Source organism: Clostridium sp. ETTB3 (genome assembly GCF_053571985.1).
In genome coordinates this window covers 2,663,930-2,682,500 of sequence record NZ_CP199832.1, presented here as the reverse complement: position 1 = coordinate 2,682,500, position 18,571 = coordinate 2,663,930, and the positions used below count along the sequence as shown (strand labels likewise).

Here is an 18,571-nt window from a genome sequence, read left to right as displayed (position 1 = left end):
TGTTGGGTTAAGTCCCGCAACGAGCGCAACCCTTATTGTTAGTTGCTACCATTTAGTTGAGCACTCTAGCGAGACTGCCCGGGTTAACCGGGAGGAAGGTGGGGATGACGTCAAATCATCATGCCCCTTATGTCTAGGGCTACACACGTGCTACAATGGCAAGTACAAAGAGATGCAATACCGCGAGGTGGAGCAAAACTCAAAAACTTGTCTCAGTTCGGATTGTAGGCTGAAACTCGCCTACATGAAGCTGGAGTTGCTAGTAATCGCGAATCAGCATGTCGCGGTGAATACGTTCCCGGGCCTTGTACACACCGCCCGTCACACCATGAGAGTTGGCAATACCCAAAGTGCGTGATCTAACTCGCAAGAGAGGAAGCGCCCTAAGGTAGGGTCAGCGATTGGGGTGAAGTCGTAACAAGGTAGCCGTAGGAGAACCTGCGGCTGGATCACCTCCTTTCTATGGAGAAATGAAACAACAAGATGTTTGTTTCGTAAATCTTAAAAGATACTGGTTTAACTAGTCTGTTCAATTTTGAGAAACCATGTTTCTCAAAATTAATTTACTGTTAGAAGTAAGCAGTACGAGGAAGTTGACGTAGTAATGCTAAGTTTATAACTGTAAATTTTGTTCTTTGAAAATTGCACATGAATTATATATAACTTCAAAACATATTGAGAAGTAAGCCAAGAAATATTCTTAAGTGAGAATCCAAATTTTAATTTGGTAATTCGAACTTACAACTCTGAAGTAATTAAGAGTTGTTGCGAAAATATTAAATGCAAAACTTTGAAAATTTTTGACTGATAGGTTACGAAGTTTAATATAGCTTAGTACAAGGAAACAAGAAAGATATGAAATGAACAGTACTTGTGTACGTGAATGAATAGATTTCATAGTTGACGAAGTAATAAGATATAGTAAACGAGTAAAGGTCAAGCTACAAAGGGCGCATGGTGAATGCCTTGGCATCAGGAGCCGATGAAGGACGTGATAAGCTGCGATAAGCTTCGGGTAGGCGCACATAGCCAGTGATCCGGAGATTTCCGAATGTGGGAACACACATGGGAAACCCCATGTATCGTATAGTGAATACATAGCTATACGAGGGTAAACCTAGGGAACTGAAACATCTAAGTACCTAGAGGAAGAGAAAGAAAAATCGATTTCCTAAGTAGCGGCGAGCGAAAGGGAAAGAGCCCAAACCAAAGATTTATCTTTGGGGTTGCGGACAGAACATTAACGAGAAGTCGTGATTAACCGAACACAACTGGAAAGTTGGACCGTAGGAGGTAATAGTCCTGTAGGTGAAAGTCAAGATAATCAAGTTCTGATCCAGAGTACCACGAGACACGTGAAACCTTGTGGGAAGCAGGGAGGACCACCTCCCAAGGCTAAATACTACCTGATGACCGATAGTGAAGCAGTACCGTGAGGGAAAGGTGAAAAGAACCCCGGGAGGGGAGTGAAATAGAACCTGAAACCGTGTGCCTACAACCGGTCAAAGCCCCTTATGAGGGTGATGACGTGCTTTTTGTAGAACGAGCCAACGAGTTACGGTATGTAGCAAGGTTAAGTACTTAAGGTACGGAGCCGAAGGGAAACCGAGTCTTAATAGGGCGACTAGTTGCATGCCGTAGACCCGAAACCGGGTGACCTATCCATGGCCAGGTTGAAGCGAGGGTAAAACTTCGTGGAGGACCGAACCACGTTGCTGTTGAAAAAGCATGGGATGAGCTGTGGATAGCGGAGAAATTCCAATCGAACTCGGAGATAGCTGGTTCTCCCCGAAATAGCTTTAGGGCTAGCGTCGGATATGTGTAGTGGAGGTAGAGCACTGAATGGGCTAGGGGGCATATCGCTTACCGAACCTTATCAAACTCCGAATGCCATATACATTAAGTCCGGCAGTCAGACTACGAATGATAAGATCCGTGGTCAAAAGGGAAACAGCCCAGACCGTCAGCTAAGGTCCCAAAGTGTAAGTTAAGTGGAAAAGGATGTGGGATTTCTAAGACAACTAGGATGTTGGCTTAGAAGCAGCCACTCATTTAAAGAGTGCGTAATAGCTCACTAGTCGAGAGATCCTGCGCCGAAAATGTACCGGGGCTAAACTTACCACCGAAGCTACGGATTTGCAAGTAATTGCAAGTGGTAGGGGAGCGTCGTAATCGGGCTGAAGTCGTACCGGAAGGAGCGGTGGACTGATTACGAGTGAGAATGTTGGCATTAGTAGCGAGATGTAGGTGAGAATCCTACAGGCCGAATATCTAAGGTTTCCTCAGGAAGGCTCGTCCGCTGAGGGTTAGTCGGGACCTAAGCCGAGGCCGAAAGGCGTAGGCGATGGACAATCGGTTGATATTCCGATACCACTACCATCGTTATTATCGAGGGTGTGACGGAGAAGGATAGTGTGTGCTAGCGATTGGAAATGCTAGTCTAAGCGTTTAGGAAGTTACGGTAGGCAAATCCGCTGTAACAATTCTGAGGCGTGATGGGGAAGGTCATTAAGACCGAAGTACATGATTCCATGCTTCCAAGAAAAGCATCTAGAGAGAGAAGTAGTGCCCGTACCGCAAACCGACACAGGTAGATGAGGAGAGAATCCTAAGGCCGGCGGAAGAATTGCAGTTAAGGAACTAGGCAAATTGACCCCGTAAGTTCGCGAGAAGGGGTGCCTGCGAGAGCAGGCCGCAGAGAATAGGCCCAAGCAACTGTTTAGCAAAAACACAGGTCTCTGCTAAAGCGTAAGCTGATGTATAGGGGCTGACGCCTGCCCGGTGCTGGAAGGTTAAGGGGAACACTTAGCGCAAGCGAAGGTGTGAACTTAAGCCCCAGTAAACGGCGGCCGTAACTATAACGGTCCTAAGGTAGCGAAATTCCTTGTCAGGTAAGTTCTGACCCGCACGAATGGCGTAATGACTTGGGCACTGTCTCAACTGCAAATCCGGCGAAGTTGTAGTGCGAGTGAAGATGCTCGCTACCCGCGATTGGACGGAAAGACCCCGTAGAGCTTTACTGTAGCTTAGCATTGAATTCCGGTATTGTCTGTACAGGATAGGTGGGAGACTGGGAAACTAGGGCGTCAGCCTTAGTGGAGTCAACCTTGGGATACCACCCTGACAGTACTGGGGTTCTAACAGGACGCCATGAATCTGGTGACTGGACATTGTTAGGTGGGCAGTTTGACTGGGGCGGTCGCCTCCTAAAAAGTAACGGAGGCGCCCAAAGGTTCCCTCAGAACGGTCGGAAATCGTTCGTAGAGTGCAAAGGCAGAAGGGAGCCTGACTGCGAGACCTACAAGTCGAGCAGGGACGAAAGTCGGGCTTAGTGATCCGGTGGTACCTCGTGGGAGGGCCATCGCTCAACGGATAAAAGCTACCTCGGGGATAACAGGCTGATCTCCCCCAAGAGTCCACATCGACGGGGAGGTTTGGCACCTCGATGTCGGCTCGTCGCATCCTGGGGCTGTAGTAGGTCCCAAGGGTTGGGCTGTTCGCCCATTAAAGCGGCACGCGAGCTGGGTTCAGAACGTCGTGAGACAGTTCGGTCCCTATCCGTCGCGGGCGTAGGAAATTTGAGAGGAGCTGTCCTTAGTACGAGAGGACCGGGATGGACTGACCTCTGGTGCACCAGTTGTTCTGCCAAGAGCATGGCTGGGTAGCTAAGTCGGGAAGGGATAAACGCTGAAAGCATCTAAGCGTGAAGCCCCCCTCAAGATGAGATTTCCCATAGCATAAGCTAGTAAGACCCCTTGAAGAACACAAGGTTGATAGGTCAGAGGTGGAAGTGCGGTAACGTATGTAGCTGACTGATACTAATAGGTCGAGGGCTTGACCAATAATATAAGATAATTCATGTGCAATTTTCAGAGAATAATTTATAAAAAAGTTATTGACAGTTAATTATAATTACTGTATAATAATTAATATAAATGAGATATTAGAATTCTTTGGAACTCAGATATCTGGTGATGATGGCGTAGAGGAAACACTCCTTCCCATTCCGAACAGGACAGTTAAGCTCTACAGCGTCAATGGTACTGCATGGGTGACCGTGTGGGAGAGTAGAACGTTGCCAGGTTAACACTGAGGATCTTTAGCTCAGTTGGTTAGAGCAACCGGCTCATAACCGGTAGGTCCGGGGTTCGAGTCCCTGAAGGTCCACCATTTTTGGGGGTATAGCTCAGTTGGGAGAGCACTTGCCTTGCACGCAAGGGGTCAAGGGTTCGACTCCCTTTACCTCCACCAAAGCTACGATTTTTAATCGTAGCTTTTTTGTTTTATAAGTTTATATTATTTTGTCGTAAAATAAATTTAAATTTATTATTGTTTTTTTACTATGATTTTAATAAAGTATTATATAATAGTATATATAATACTTTAAGTATAGATTATAATATGTTCTTATATAAAAATAAGAATGGGAGTGGTTATATGGAAGAAAAGGTAAATTTAGAACAAAAAATAATAGACTTAAAATTAAAGAAGAGAGAGTTGGTATTAGCAGGGAAGAATACAAGTGATGTAGATGAAGAAATTAAGAAAATAAAACAGGAATTAGATAAAGAATCGTTGATAGTAAAATAAATTTTAAGGTATTGTTATTTAAGCATATTATAAAAAAAAATATCATAATAATTTTTGAAGGAATTATATTTTTATATAAATATAGGAGGGGTTATTTATGATAAGAACAGTGGTATGCGAAAAAGAAGGTTGTTCAGGAAATACCTTTTTTATAGAAACTCAAGGTAATAATTTAGTACTGACATGTGAACATTGTAAAAGTAAATATGAGTTTGATATAAGCTATTATGATTTTATTATTTTATCTAATTGTTCAAAGTGTAATAATGATACATTTAAGGTATTTAGAGATACTGAAAAAGAAGGAATATATGCAAAATGTACTGAATGTGGAGGAACACCTGAAAAGATATATATAGATTCAGATGGTATTCAAGTATCTTATGAGGCCAAATTATTAAATGATATTAAAGAATTGATGTATCAATTAGATCAAAGAATATGTAATTTAGAAGTTAAATTACAAGATCTTGAAGGAAGCCAAGGAATATTGGAAGAATCTTTAGCTTATATTAATAGATATTTAGTTGAAAAAAATTAAAATTTTAAAATTATGACAAGGAGAGAATATGGGAAACAAAAGAATGATAATAAACTGGATATTATTAATAGCATGGATGTTATTAATATTTTTAATGTCAAATCAGCCAGCGCATATATCTAATCAGCAAAGTAACTCATTTATTAATATGCTTGCTTTTTTTGGTATTGATTTAAATAGTAAATTAGGCTCTTTAGCATCATTTGTAGTTAGAAAAACAGCACATTTTACGGAGTATTTTATATTATATTGGTTAGCTTTTGAGGTATTAAAGAATTATATAGAAATAAAGAAAGCAAGAATATATTCTTTATTTGTGGTACTAGGATATGCAACTACAGATGAAATTCATCAATATTTTATACCTGGACGAGAAATGGCTTTAAGAGATGTAATTATTGATTTTTCTGGGGGATTATTTGCAAGTTTTATAAATTATATAGTCTATAGTTTTAAAAATAAAAAAATAAATAAAAATTTTTCATCAAAGATCATTGCTAAATAAATGCAATGATCTTTTTTACAATTAAGAGATAATTTTAATGATTTATTTTTTGATATTTATATATATTGTAAAATTAAAATTTAATTTTACAATATATATAAATATAAGAATAAAATGATAAGTTAGTTGGTTAAACTATAAATAATTGAAATAATTTAAATTGAATGAAAATAATAATATAAAATAGAATAAATTTAATTATGTACTATTTAATGTAACAAATTCATAAAAATTAATTATAACTTTAAATAATATTAATTAGTAAAATGATAATTAATCAATCTATATAAGGAAAGGTGGGTGAAAGATAGTGCTAAATGGTAGCACTATCACTATATTATGAAAGATTATAATTATAAAAACCTTAGAAATGTAGGATTAATAGGACATGGGGCAACTGGAAAAACATCTTTAACAGAAGCATTATTATTTTATACAAATAATACAGATAGATTGGGAAAAGTTGATGATGGAACTACTGTAATGGATTATGAACAAGAAGAAAAGAAAAGAAAGATATCATTATCAACATCAGTAGCTTCATTTGAAGTAGATGACATTAAAGTTAATATAGTAGATATGCCAGGATATTTTGATTTTCAAGGTGAAGTAGCTGAAGGAATGAGGGCTGTGGATATTGCAACTATAGTAGTATGTGCAGCATCAGGTGTTCAAGTTGGTACAGAAAAAGCGTGGGATTATTGTGAAAATATCAAATTGCCTAGGGCATTTTTTATTAATAAAATGGATAGGGAAAATGCAAACTTTGATAAGGTATTAGAGCAGATGAAAGAGAAATTTGGTATGAGTGTAGTACCTATTCAATATCCAATAGGAAAAGAAAATAATTTTAATGGAATAGTTAATATAATTTCAAAATCAGCATTAATATATAATCCTAATACTTCACGAATGGAAAAGGCAGATATTCCTGAAGATTTAATAGATAAAATAGATGAGTGTAAACAAATGATTATGGAAGCTGTTGCAGAAACTGATGAAGAATTATTAGATAAATATTTAAACAATGGTGAATTAAATGATGAAGATATATACAATGGATTAATTAAAGGATGCGCTAATGGAGATATAGCACCAGTATTATGTGGTAGTGCAACAAAAATGATAGGAATAAAATCAATGATTGATAGTATAATTAAGAGCTTCCCATCACCAGAACATTCAATTCCTCAAAAGGCAGTAAATTTAAATAATAATAAAGAGGTTTTCATAAATATTAACGAAGAACAACCTTTTTCAGCTTTTGTATTTAAAACTATAGCAGATCCTTTTGTAGGGAAAATATCATTATTTAGAGTAATTACAGGAAAAATAAATGGAGAAATGATAGCATTAAATCCTAATAAAGATAAGCAAGAAAAGTTAAATCATTTATTTTTCTTAAAGGGAAAAAATCAAATTTCAACACAAGAAATAGTTTCTGGAGATATTGGTGCAGTATCTAAGTTGCAATATACCGCAACTGGAGATACATTATGTAGTGAAGAATTTAAAGTAATGTATGATAAAATTAATTTACCTAAGGCAGTAATGCCAATGGCAATATTACCAAAATCTAAAGGTGATGAAGAAAAAATATCATTATCATTGTCAAAGTTAATGGAAGAAGATCCTGTATTTAAAATTGAAAGAGATGTGGAAAATGCAGAAACTATAGTTTGGGGATTAGGAGAGACACATTTAGAAGTAATAGCTAGTAGAATTAAAAGTAAATTTGGCGCAGAAGTAATATTACAAGAGCCAAAAGTTCCTTATAGAGAAACTATAAAAGGCACTTCAGATGTACAAGGAAAGCATAAAAAGCAATCAGGTGGACACGGACAATATGGTGATGTAAAGATTAAGTTTGAACCAAGAAGAGATGGAGAATTAGATTTAGAATTTATTGATAAGGTAGTTGGAGGTGTAGTTCCTAGAAACTTTATACCAGCTGTAGAAAAAGGATTAAGAGAATGCATTACAAGTGGTGTTTTAGCTGGTTACCCTGTTGTGGGACTTAAAGCAACATTATATGATGGCTCTTATCATCCTGTAGATTCTTCAGAAATGGCATTTAAAATAGCAGCATCAATAGCCTATAAAAAGGGGTTAGAAGCAGCTAAACCTATATTATTAGAACCTATTATGAATGTTCAAATATTAGTTCCAGATAATTATATGGGAGATGTAATGGGCGATATTAATAAGCGTAGGGGTAGAGTAATTGGAATGGAACCAGAAGGAAAACTTCAAAGAATAAGTGCAGAAATTCCTATGGGTGAAATGTTTACTTATGCAACTGATTTAAGGTCAATGACACAAGCAAGAGGTAGTTATTTTAGTGAATTTTTAAGATATGAAGAAGTACCAGCTACTGAAGTAAGCAAGATATTGGAAGAAAGTAAAAAATTAAAAGCAGAAGCATAGAAAATATTAATGAGTTATATTAATTTAAAATGGGAATATACATTGAAAGTAGCATTTAAAATATTTTTGATATAAAATCCATTTTATTTATATAGCTCATTTTTATATAAAAATTAAAGTTATAGAATAAAATTGCAAAAAAATGCATAAAATAAGGACAATTAAGAAATTGATAAGATTGGAAAAATAATAGGAGGGTATAGCAATGCCAGACTATAAGATGGATATTAGAGGAAAGTTAGGGCTTGGGGAATATAGTGATATCTATGATTATATGGGGATAGTAGATAAAAATGATAATTTTACTATAACGTTAGATCAGTCAAATAGGCAACATGTAAATATTATTACCTCCATGTTAAAAGAAAGCAATTTTTGTATATTAGAAGAAGGAATAAATAATTTAGGGGATTATTATATTAATGCTAATAAATATAAATAAAAATTTCTAAAGAAATTTACTTTAGAGGTTTTTATTAAAAAATATTAATGTAAATTTATAGGCAAATATATTATAATTATATTTATAAAAACTTGAGGTGAATTAAATGAAAAATCAAAATTCTATTGAGAATATTATAGGTGATATTTTGTGCAAAAATAATATAACTATATCAACAGCAGAATCGTGCACTGGTGGAATGGTTGCAGCAAAGTTAATATCTTATCCAGGAATATCAAGTGTTTTTTTAGAAGGAGCAGTTACATATTCTAATGAAGCAAAAATAAAAAGACTTGGAGTAAAAGAAGAAACATTAAGTAAATATGGTGCAGTTAGTGAGCAAACTGCTAAAGAAATGGCAGAAGGAATAGCAAGGGAAAGTTTATCTAATGCATCTATTGCAACCACGGGAATAGCTGGTCCAAGTGGAGCAACTATAGAAAAACCAATAGGATTAGTTTATATAGCTATATATTTAAATGGAAAAACAATAGTGAAAAAATGCAATTTCTCAGGGGATAGAAATGAAGTTAGAACTTTAGCTACTAATTATGCAATTAATATGATGATAAAAGAACTTAAGGATAATAATTATGAATAAAAAAATGTAACGAAAATAATCCCAATAATATTATTTAATACATTAAAGGGATTATTTTTGTATATAAATAAAATGGGGGAGAGGCGATTAACTATGAAGTTTTAAACTTCATTTATATTATTATCACCAATTAAATTTAATATACACTTAAGTTAATAAAATTTTTATATAAGGAGAAATTTATGGGAAAGGTTTCTAAGGCAAATACATATTTTTTGATAATTATGTTATTACAATTATTTTTACCAGTGTCAAAAATATTTGAGATATTTAATATAACTGATATTAAGTTAATGCTTTTTATAAATCACAGCATTATTTTTATTATACCTGCAATAATATATTTAATTATAACTAAACAATCAATAAGAGGAACTTTAAAATTAAACAAGCTATATTTTAAGGATGCCTTATTGATAGGATTACTTGCGTTTATTTGTCAGCCTATTATGACTTTTTTTTCATTAATATCACAATTTTTCTTTGAAAATAAAATAGGAAATTTTATGACTAATATAGTAAATTCACCATATATTATATTATTATTATTAGTAGCTGTTTTACCAGCAATTACAGAAGAAATAACTATACGTGGTGTAGTCTTATCTGGATATGAAGATAAAAATATATATTTATCTTCTATGGTAACTGGATTATTATTTGGAATAATGCATTTAGATGCTCAACAATTTTTATATGCTACAATATTAGGATTTGTATTGGCATTGGTTGTTAGAATAACAAATACTATATTTGCATCTGCATTAATTCATTTTTTAATTAATGGAACTTCAATAACAATTCAAAAAATAATGAGTTTAACATACAACAATAATACTATAATACAGGAATCAACAGAAATAAGTTTAAAGAGTATGCCTATGGCATATAAGCTTATTACAGCAGGAATATATGGAACTATAGCATTAGCTTTTGGGATAGTAGCATTTTTCATAATAAAGAAATTAATGAAGTTAAACATTAAAAGAGGAATAATTATAAAGGAAGAAGTTGGAATAGGATATAGTAAAAGCAATGAAAAAGTATTTAATATTCAATTTATTAGTATAATTATTATTTATTTAATATTTATGATAAGGATACCTCTAATAATTAATTTTATTAGAGCAATATTGTAATAAAATTAAAAAGAAAATTTAATATAATAAAAGTCTATGTAATTATAAAGATTAATTACTTTATATATTATTACATAGACTTTTTGTTATTTAAAATTAGATGGAATATCCTTTGATAATGAATAAACTAAAGAAAAATCATTTTCATTTATCCAACCTCGACAATTATATAATGTGTCAACTGGTAAGCTAACATAAAACCAAGTTCTGTTATCAATAATAGCACTATCTAAAATTTTAACTTCCATTTTTATATCTAATGTTTTTAATTGAGGAGAATCAGTTGTTGGAGCTAAAAATATAGTTGACTTATTATTTGCAATAGCAGTTGTTATTGAAGGTTGTACAAACTTGACATTTAAATGCTTAGTTTTAGCTATAGAATTTCTGTATTCATTTCTAATGTTATTAAATTGTGAAGAGGTTCTTAATATCCTATTTTTGGCTATTGTAAGTTTTTTTTCATAATAAAAATACATAAATATAATAATTAATATTAATAATATAAATATAAAGTATTTCAAAATTACCTCCTAAATAATTTCTATATTATATATTTATATTTAAATATAAATAAAAAATTACATATGAAAATATTCTTAATATAAAAAAGTATTTGACATAATATTAAAAATGTTGTATATTAAAGTTGTTAAGGCTCGATAGCTCAGTCGGTAGAGCAGAGGACTGAAAATCCTCGTGTCCCTGGTTCGATTCCTGGTCGAGCCACCAGGAAAGTAACTTACATTTTGGTAAGTTACTTTTTTTTTATTTTCATAATATAGTTTAATCAATAAAAAAATAACAACAACTCTTTTAAAAGTTAAAATTAATACTTAGAAATAGTAAGCAATAACTCTTTACTTTAAATAACTAATATGGTAAAATAATATAAAGAAAGTTTGTTTATAAAAATAAGGAGATATGCAATGGTGGAAAAAATTATGCTTTCAGATAAGGAATATGAATATTTAACTAAGGGAATAGCCATTGGAGTAGGAATAGGAATTGTTTCTGGAATGGTATTGGAAGACATAGTATTAGGATTTTCTGCAGGTGGAGTTATAGGAATTATAGTATCATTTGTATATTCTTATTATAAGAGATTAAAGAAACATAAGAAATAATGTTTTTAAAATATAATAATAAAAAAGTTAGATCATTTTATAATGAATCTAACTTTTTTTGCTATATGTTTTCTATTTGCCAATCAATAGGAGCTTTATTAACAGAAACAAGAAATTTATTAATTTTAGAAAAAGGCTTACTTCCAAAGAATCCCCTTGATGCAGATAAAGGACTAGGATGGGCAGATGATAAAATTAAGTGTTGTTTATTAGTTATTAGCTTTTTTTTGTTAATAGCATTATTACCCCATAATAAAAAGACAACGGGATCTGTTTTTTCATTGATTAAGGAAATTATTTTATCAGTGAATATTTCCCAACCTTTATTTTTATGTGAATTAGCTTCACCAGCTCTTACAGTAAGAGAAGTATTTAAAAGCAATACACCTTGATCAGCCCATTTTTTTAAATATCCATTATTGGGAGTATAACATCCCAAGTCAGAATTAAGTTCTTTATATATATTTAATAAAGAAGGAGGGATTTTAACTCCTGGACTTACCGAAAAACTTAATCCATGTGCTTGATTTGGTCCATGATAGGGGTCTTGCCCTAATATAACAACTTTTACATCTTTATAAGAAGTATAATGTAGAGCATTAAATATATCATATTTATCAGGATAAATTATTTTAGTAGTATATTCATTTTTTAAGAATTCTCTTAATGATAAATAATAATCTTTTGAAAATTCATCTTTTAAAAGTTCATTCCAATCATTTTTTAGTATTTGTCTCATTTTATTCACCTCAAATAAGTAATTTTTGAAATTAAGTTATAAATTTTAGATAATTATAACACAAACGTTACCTAGTATATCAATAGTAGAAAAAAAGAGAAAAAAGAAGAAAAATGATAAATAATTAAAATTATTTAGATAAAATAATGGAAAAATGAAAATTATAATAAATAAATGATGTTAATATAAAACACGTCGCTGATGCAAATCAAACAAATTAAAGTTGATTAGTAAGTGATGATTATCATTTAATTAATATAAAAAAACTTTTAAAACAAAGTTGACAGATATTAATCAAAATGATAAGATAAGGAAGTCGCTTTTGTGCGACAGAGTAAATGGTCTTTGAAAATTGAACAGAATATAGTTAAAGTAAACCAGCAATTCTTTATGAGATGAGTGAGAATCTAAATTTAAATTTAGTAATTCGAACTTACAAATTCAATAAATTGAATTTGGACCTTTTAAAATCTCAAAGTAATTTGAGCAAATGATTAAACTTTTTAGTGAGAGTTTGATCCTGGCTCAGGACGAACGCTGGCGGCGTGCCTAACACATGCAAGTCGAGCGAGTGAATCTCCTTCGGGAGTGAAGCTAGCGGCGGACGGGTGAGTAACACGTGGGCAACCTGCCTCATAGAGGGGAATAGCCTTTCGAAAGGAAGATTAATACCGCATAAGATTGTAGCTTCGCATGAAGTAGCAATTAAAGGAGCAATCCGCTATGAGATGGGCCCGCGGCGCATTAGCTAGTTGGTGAGGTAACGGCTCACCAAGGCGACGATGCGTAGCCGACCTGAGAGGGTGATCGGCCACATTGGGACTGAGACACGGCCCAGACTCCTACGGGAGGCAGCAGTGGGGAATATTGCACAATGGGGGAAACCCTGATGCAGCAACGCCGCGTGAGTGATGACGGCCTTCGGGTTGTAAAGCTCTGTCTTCAGGGACGATAATGACGGTACCTGAGGAGGAAGCCACGGCTAACTACGTGCCAGCAGCCGCGGTAATACGTAGGTGGCGAGCGTTGTCCGGATTTACTGGGCGTAAAGGGAGCGTAGGCGGACTTTTAAGTGAGATGTGAAATACCCGGGCTCAACTTGGGTGCTGCATTTCAAACTGGAAGTCTAGAGTGCAGGAGAGGAGAATGGAATTCCTAGTGTAGCGGTGAAATGCGTAGAGATTAGGAAGAACACCAGTGGCGAAGGCGATTCTCTGGACTGTAACTGACGCTGAGGCTCGAAAGCGTGGGGAGCAAACAGGATTAGATACCCTGGTAGTCCACGCCGTAAACGATGAATACTAGGTGTAGGGGTTGTCATGACCTCTGTGCCGCCGCTAACGCATTAAGTATTCCGCCTGGGGAGTACGGTCGCAAGATTAAAACTCAAAGGAATTGACGGGGGCCCGCACAAGCAGCGGAGCATGTGGTTTAATTCGAAGCAACGCGAAGAACCTTACCTAGACTTGACATCTCCTGCATTACCCTTAATCGGGAAAGTTCCTTCGGGGACAGGAAGACAGGTGGTGCATGGTTGTCGTCAGCTCGTGTCGTGAGATGTTGGGTTAAGTCCCGCAACGAGCGCAACCCTTATTGTTAGTTGCTACCATTTAGTTGAGCACTCTAGCGAGACTGCCCGGGTTAACCGGGAGGAAGGTGGGGATGACGTCAAATCATCATGCCCCTTATGTCTAGGGCTACACACGTGCTACAATGGCAAGTACAAAGAGACGCAATACCGCGAGGTGGAGCAAAACTCAAAAACTTGTCTCAGTTCGGATTGTAGGCTGAAACTCGCCTACATGAAGCTGGAGTTGCTAGTAATCGCGAATCAGCATGTCGCGGTGAATACGTTCCCGGGCCTTGTACACACCGCCCGTCACACCATGAGAGTTGGCAATACCCAAAGTGCGTGATCTAACTCGCAAGAGAGGAAGCGCCCTAAGGTAGGGTCAGCGATTGGGGTGAAGTCGTAACAAGGTAGCCGTAGGAGAACCTGCGGCTGGATCACCTCCTTTCTATGGAGAAATGAAACAACAAGATGTTTGTTTCGTAAATCTTAAAAGATACTGGTTTAACTAGTCTGTTCAATTTTGAGAAACCATGTTTCTCAAAATTAATTTACTGTTAGAAGTAAGCAGTACGAGGAAACGACGAATGAGCAATGGAGCGTATGATATACGTGAGTAGCATAACGAGGAAGTTGACGTAGTAATGCTAAGTTTATAACTGTAAATTTTGTTCTTTGAAAATTGCACATGAATTATATATAACTTCAAAACATATTGAGAAGTAAGCCAAGAAATATTCTTAAGTGAGAATCCAAATTTTAATTTGGTAATTCGAACTTACAACTCTGAAGTAATTAAGAGTTGTTGCGAAAATATTAAATGCAAAACTTTGAAAATTTTTGACTGATAGGTTACGAAGTTTAATATAGCTTAGTACAAGGAAACAAGAAAGATATGAAATGAACAGTACTTGTGTACGTGAATGAATAGATTTCATAGTTGACGAAGTAATAAGATATAGTAAACGAGTAAAGGTCAAGCTACAAAGGGCGCATGGTGAATGCCTTGGCATCAGGAGCCGATGAAGGACGTGATAAGCTGCGATAAGCTTCGGGTAGGCGCACATAGCCAGTGATCCGGAGATTTCCGAATGTGGGAACACACATGGGAAACCCCATGTATCGTATAGTGAATACATAGTTATACGAAGGTAAACCTAGGGAACTGAAACATCTAAGTACCTAGAGGAAGAGAAAGAAAAATCGATTTCCTAAGTAGCGGCGAGCGAAAGGGAAAGAGCCCAAACCAAAGATTTATCTTTGGGGTTGCGGACAGAACATTAACGAGAAGTCATGATTAACCGAACACAACTGGAAAGTTGGACCGTAGGAGGTAATAGTCCTGTAGGTGAAAGTCAAGATAATCAAGTTCTGATCCAGAGTACCACGAGACACGTGAAACCTTGTGGGAAGCAGGGAGGACCACCTCCCAAGGCTAAATACTACCTGATGACCGATAGTGAAGCAGTACCGTGAGGGAAAGGTGAAAAGAACCCCGGGAGGGGAGTGAAATAGAACCTGAAACCGTGTGCCTACAACCGGTCAAAGCCCCTTATGAGGGTGATGACGTGCTTTTTGTAGAACGAGCCAACGAGTTACGGTATGTAGCAAGGTTAAGTACTTAAGGTACGGAGCCGAAGGGAAACCGAGTCTTAATAGGGCGACTAGTTGCATGCCGTAGACCCGAAACCGGGTGACCTATCCATGGCCAGGTTGAAGCGAGGGTAAAACTTCGTGGAGGACCGAACCACGTTGCTGTTGAAAAAGCATGGGATGAGCTGTGGATAGCGGAGAAATTCCAATCGAACTCGGAGATAGCTGGTTCTCCCCGAAATAGCTTTAGGGCTAGCGTCGGATATGTGTAGTGGAGGTAGAGCACTGAATGGGCTAGGGGGCATATCGCTTACCGAACCTTATCAAACTCCGAATGCCATATACATTAAGTCCGGCAGTCAGACTACGAATGATAAGATCCGTGGTCAAAAGGGAAACAGCCCAGACCGTCAGCTAAGGTCCCAAAGTGTAAGTTAAGTGGAAAAGGATGTGGGATTTCTAAGACAACTAGGATGTTGGCTTAGAAGCAGCCACTCATTTAAAGAGTGCGTAATAGCTCACTAGTCGAGAGATCCTGCGCCGAAAATGTACCGGGGCTAAACTTACCACCGAAGCTACGGATTTGCAAGTAATTGCAAGTGGTAGGGGAGCGTCGTAATCGGGCTGAAGTCGTACCGGAAGGAGCGGTGGACTGATTACGAGTGAGAATGTTGGCATTAGTAGCGAGATGTAGGTGAGAATCCTACAGGCCGAATATCTAAGGTTTCCTCAGGAAGGCTCGTCCGCTGAGGGTTAGTCGGGACCTAAGCCGAGGCCGAAAGGCGTAGGCGATGGACAATCGGTTGATATTCCGATACCACTACCATCGTTATTATCGAGGGTGTGACGGAGAAGGATAGTGTGTGCTAGCGATTGGAAATGCTAGTCTAAGCGTTTAGGAAGTTACGGTAGGCAAATCCGCTGTAACAATTCTGAGGCGTGATGGGGAAGGTCATTAAGACCGAAGTACATGATTCCATGCTTCCAAGAAAAGCATCTAGAGAGAGAAGTAGTGCCCGTACCGCAAACCGACACAGGTAGATGAGGAGAGAATCCTAAGGCCGGCGGAAGAATTGCAGTTAAGGAACTAGGCAAATTGACCCCGTAAGTTCGCGAGAAGGGGTGCCTGCGAGAGCAGGCCGCAGAGAATAGGCCCAAGCAACTGTTTAGCAAAAACACAGGTCTCTGCTAAAGCGTAAGCTGATGTATAGGGGCTGACGCCTGCCCGGTGCTGGAAGGTTAAGGGGAACACTTAGCGCAAGCGAAGGTGTGAACTTAAGCCCCAGTAAACGGCGGCCGTAACTATAACGGTCCTAAGGTAGCGAAATTCCTTGTCAGGTAAGTTCTGACCCGCACGAATGGCGTAATGACTTGGGCACTGTCTCAACTGCAAATCCGGCGAAGTTGTAGTGCGAGTGAAGATGCTCGCTACCCGCGATTGGACGGAAAGACCCCGTAGAGCTTTACTGTAGCTTAGCATTGAATTCCGGTATTGTCTGTACAGGATAGGTGGGAGACTGGGAAACTAGGGCGTCAGCCTTAGTGGAGTCAACCTTGGGATACCACCCTGACAGTACTGGGGTTCTAACAGGACGCCATGAATCTGGTGACTGGACATTGTTAGGTGGGCAGTTTGACTGGGGCGGTCGCCTCCTAAAAAGTAACGGAGGCGCCCAAAGGTTCCCTCAGAACGGTCGGAAATCGTTCGTAGAGTGCAAAGGCAGAAGGGAGCCTGACTGCGAGACCTACAAGTCGAGCAGGGACGAAAGTCGGGCTTAGTGATCCGGTGGTACCTCGTGGGAGGGCCATCGCTCAACGGATAAAAGCTACCTCGGGGATAACAGGCTGATCTCCCCCAAGAGTCCACATCGACGGGGAGGTTTGGCACCTCGATGTCGGCTCGTCGCATCCTGGGGCTGTAGTAGGTCCCAAGGGTTGGGCTGTTCGCCCATTAAAGCGGCACGCGAGCTGGGTTCAGAACGTCGTGAGACAGTTCGGTCCCTATCCGTCGCGGGCGTAGGAAATTTGAGAGGAGCTGTCCTTAGTACGAGAGGACCGGGATGGACTGACCTCTGGTGCACCAGTTGTTCTGCCAAGAGCATGGCTGGGTAGCTAAGTCGGGAAGGGATAAACGCTGAAAGCATCTAAGCGTGAAGCCCCCCTCAAGATGAGATTTCCCATAGCATAAGCTAGTAAGACCCCTTGAAGAACACAAGGTTGATAGGTCAGAGGTGGAAGTGCGGTAACGTATGTAGCTGACTGATACTAATAGGTCGAGGGCTTGACCAATAATATAAGATAATTCATGTGCAATTTTGAGATAACAATCTCTAAAAAAACTAACTCAACAAAGTTGAGGAGTACAAAGTTTTAACTAAATCGAAGATTTAGAAAACTATAGCATCTGGTGATGATGGCGTAGAGGAAACACTCTTTCCCATTCCGAACAGGACAGTTAAGCTCTACAGCGTCAATGGTACTGCATGGGTGACCGTGTGGGAGAGTAGAACGTTGCCAGGTAATGTGGCTCGATAGCTCAGTCGGTAGAGCAGAGGACTGAAAATCCTCGTGTCCCTGGTTCGATTCCTGGTCGAGCCACCAGGAAAAAGCACTAACATATGTTAGTGCTTTTATTTTACATATAGAAAATTATAAAATTTTTTAATTTATAAAGCTAGTGATACCAATAAGGTTCAAGATTTAAAGATATAAAATTTATACTATGAATTAGGAGTGGCGATAGCCACTTTTTATTACAGTAATTCTAGATCTTTTAAAACTGTAGATACATGATCCTTTACCTTAACTTTTCTATATTCTTTAACAAGAATACCTTCTTCATTAATTATAAAAGTACTTCTTTCAATACCAAATACCTTTTTTCCATACATATTTTTTTCTTTAATAACATTAAATAAATTACATACTTCTTCTTTTTCATCACTTAATAAAATAAAAGGTAAATTAAATTTTTCAATGAATTTAGTATGTGATTTTAAAGAATCCCTACTTATACCTATAATAATTGCATTTTTATTAATAAACACATCATTACTATCTCTAAAATTACATGCCTCAGTTGAGCAACCAGGTGTATTATCTCGTGGATAAAAATAAAGGATTACCTTTTTACCTCTATATTGGCTTAATTTATGTTCTTGATTATCAGAGCCCATCAATGTAAAATCAGGCACTGCACAATTAATTTCTATCATAATTAACCTCCAAATAATTATATAATAATAATTATTATATAGTAATAAAAAAATATAATCAATAAATAAATGCAACTGTATA

General features: G+C 36.9%; 11 protein-coding genes, 4 tRNA genes and 6 rRNA genes (1 of these 21 only partly in view). 18 read left to right on the top strand and 3 right to left on the bottom strand.

Annotated features, from left to right (window positions below):
- From ACUN06_RS12805 to ACUN06_RS12750, 12 genes are all read left to right on the top strand, one after another.
- Positions 1–460: ribosomal RNA gene (locus tag ACUN06_RS12805) — 16S ribosomal RNA — on the top strand; it begins 1,056 nt to the left of the window's first position.
- Positions 461–934: 474 nt separating this feature from the next.
- A 23S ribosomal RNA gene (locus ACUN06_RS12800) occupies positions 935–3,842 on the top strand.
- A gap of 125 nt (positions 3,843–3,967) precedes the next feature.
- Positions 3,968–4,084 (top strand): 5S ribosomal RNA (rrf, locus tag ACUN06_RS12795).
- Together the 16S, 23S and 5S rRNA genes with 2 tRNA genes alongside form the textbook arrangement of a ribosomal RNA operon.
- 9 nt (positions 4,085–4,093) lie before the next feature.
- A tRNA-Ile gene (locus ACUN06_RS12790) sits at positions 4,094–4,170 on the top strand.
- A gap of 5 nt (positions 4,171–4,175) precedes the next feature.
- Positions 4,176–4,251, top strand: a tRNA-Ala gene (locus tag ACUN06_RS12785).
- Positions 4,252–4,437: 186 nt separating this feature from the next.
- Positions 4,438–4,590, top strand: a complete 153-nt coding sequence (locus ACUN06_RS12780) for a hypothetical protein (protein WP_291735165.1) — start codon at positions 4,438–4,440, stop codon at positions 4,588–4,590.
- A gap of 97 nt (positions 4,591–4,687) precedes the next feature.
- Complete coding sequence (locus tag ACUN06_RS12775) at positions 4,688–5,131, top strand: hypothetical protein (RefSeq protein WP_291735163.1); 444 nt, start codon at positions 4,688–4,690, stop codon at positions 5,129–5,131.
- 28 nt (positions 5,132–5,159) lie between these two features.
- Positions 5,160–5,636, top strand: a complete 477-nt coding sequence (locus ACUN06_RS12770; RefSeq protein WP_449389922.1) for a VanZ family protein — start codon at positions 5,160–5,162, stop codon at positions 5,634–5,636.
- A 339-nt stretch (positions 5,637–5,975) separates the two neighbouring features.
- Positions 5,976–8,063, top strand: a complete 2,088-nt coding sequence (gene fusA / locus ACUN06_RS12765; RefSeq protein ID WP_449389921.1) for an elongation factor G — start codon at positions 5,976–5,978, stop codon at positions 8,061–8,063.
- Positions 8,064–8,268: 205 nt separating this feature from the next.
- Positions 8,269–8,505 (top strand): hypothetical protein, encoded by a 237-nt coding sequence (locus tag ACUN06_RS12760; protein WP_291735157.1) that lies wholly within the window; start codon positions 8,269–8,271, stop codon positions 8,503–8,505.
- A 106-nt stretch (positions 8,506–8,611) separates the two neighbouring features.
- Complete coding sequence (locus ACUN06_RS12755; protein WP_449389920.1) at positions 8,612–9,106, top strand: CinA family protein; 495 nt, start codon at positions 8,612–8,614, stop codon at positions 9,104–9,106.
- Between the two features lie 182 nt (positions 9,107–9,288).
- Positions 9,289–10,245 (top strand): CPBP family intramembrane glutamic endopeptidase, encoded by a 957-nt coding sequence (locus ACUN06_RS12750; RefSeq protein ID WP_449389919.1) that lies wholly within the window; start codon positions 9,289–9,291, stop codon positions 10,243–10,245.
- Positions 10,246–10,331: 86 nt separating this feature from the next.
- On the opposite strand, the gene ACUN06_RS12745 is transcribed toward ACUN06_RS12750, so the two are convergent.
- Positions 10,332–10,769, bottom strand: a complete 438-nt coding sequence (locus tag ACUN06_RS12745; RefSeq protein ID WP_449389918.1) for a hypothetical protein — start codon at positions 10,767–10,769, stop codon at positions 10,332–10,334.
- Between the two features lie 132 nt (positions 10,770–10,901).
- Between ACUN06_RS12745 and ACUN06_RS12740 the strand changes: the two genes are divergently transcribed.
- Both ACUN06_RS12740 and ACUN06_RS12735 read left to right on the top strand, forming a co-directional pair.
- Positions 10,902–10,977, top strand: a tRNA-Phe gene (locus tag ACUN06_RS12740).
- 197 nt (positions 10,978–11,174) lie between these two features.
- Positions 11,175–11,372, top strand: a complete 198-nt coding sequence (locus tag ACUN06_RS12735; protein ID WP_291736878.1) for a hypothetical protein — start codon at positions 11,175–11,177, stop codon at positions 11,370–11,372.
- 61 nt (positions 11,373–11,433) lie between these two features.
- Here ACUN06_RS12735 and ACUN06_RS12730 read toward each other — a convergent pair whose 3' ends face one another.
- A complete protein-coding gene (locus tag ACUN06_RS12730) occupies positions 11,434–12,111 on the bottom strand; it encodes a uracil-DNA glycosylase (protein WP_291736877.1) in 678 nt (225 codons plus the stop codon).
- A 502-nt stretch (positions 12,112–12,613) separates the two neighbouring features.
- On the opposite strand from ACUN06_RS12730, the gene ACUN06_RS12725 reads away from it, so the two are divergent.
- The 4 genes from ACUN06_RS12725 to ACUN06_RS12710 all read left to right on the top strand — a co-directional run bounded on the left by ACUN06_RS12725 (position 12,614) and on the right by ACUN06_RS12710 (position 17,875).
- Positions 12,614–14,129, top strand: a 16S ribosomal RNA gene (locus ACUN06_RS12725).
- A 526-nt stretch (positions 14,130–14,655) separates the two neighbouring features.
- A 23S ribosomal RNA gene (locus ACUN06_RS12720) occupies positions 14,656–17,563 on the top strand.
- A gap of 114 nt (positions 17,564–17,677) precedes the next feature.
- Positions 17,678–17,794 (top strand): 5S ribosomal RNA (gene rrf, locus ACUN06_RS12715).
- A 5-nt stretch (positions 17,795–17,799) separates the two neighbouring features.
- A tRNA-Phe gene (locus ACUN06_RS12710) sits at positions 17,800–17,875 on the top strand.
- A gap of 152 nt (positions 17,876–18,027) precedes the next feature.
- On the opposite strand, the gene ACUN06_RS12705 is transcribed toward ACUN06_RS12710, so the two are convergent.
- A complete protein-coding gene (locus ACUN06_RS12705; protein ID WP_294369963.1) occupies positions 18,028–18,489 on the bottom strand; it encodes a peroxiredoxin in 462 nt (153 codons plus the stop codon).
- Positions 18,490–18,571 lie beyond the last annotated feature (82 nt).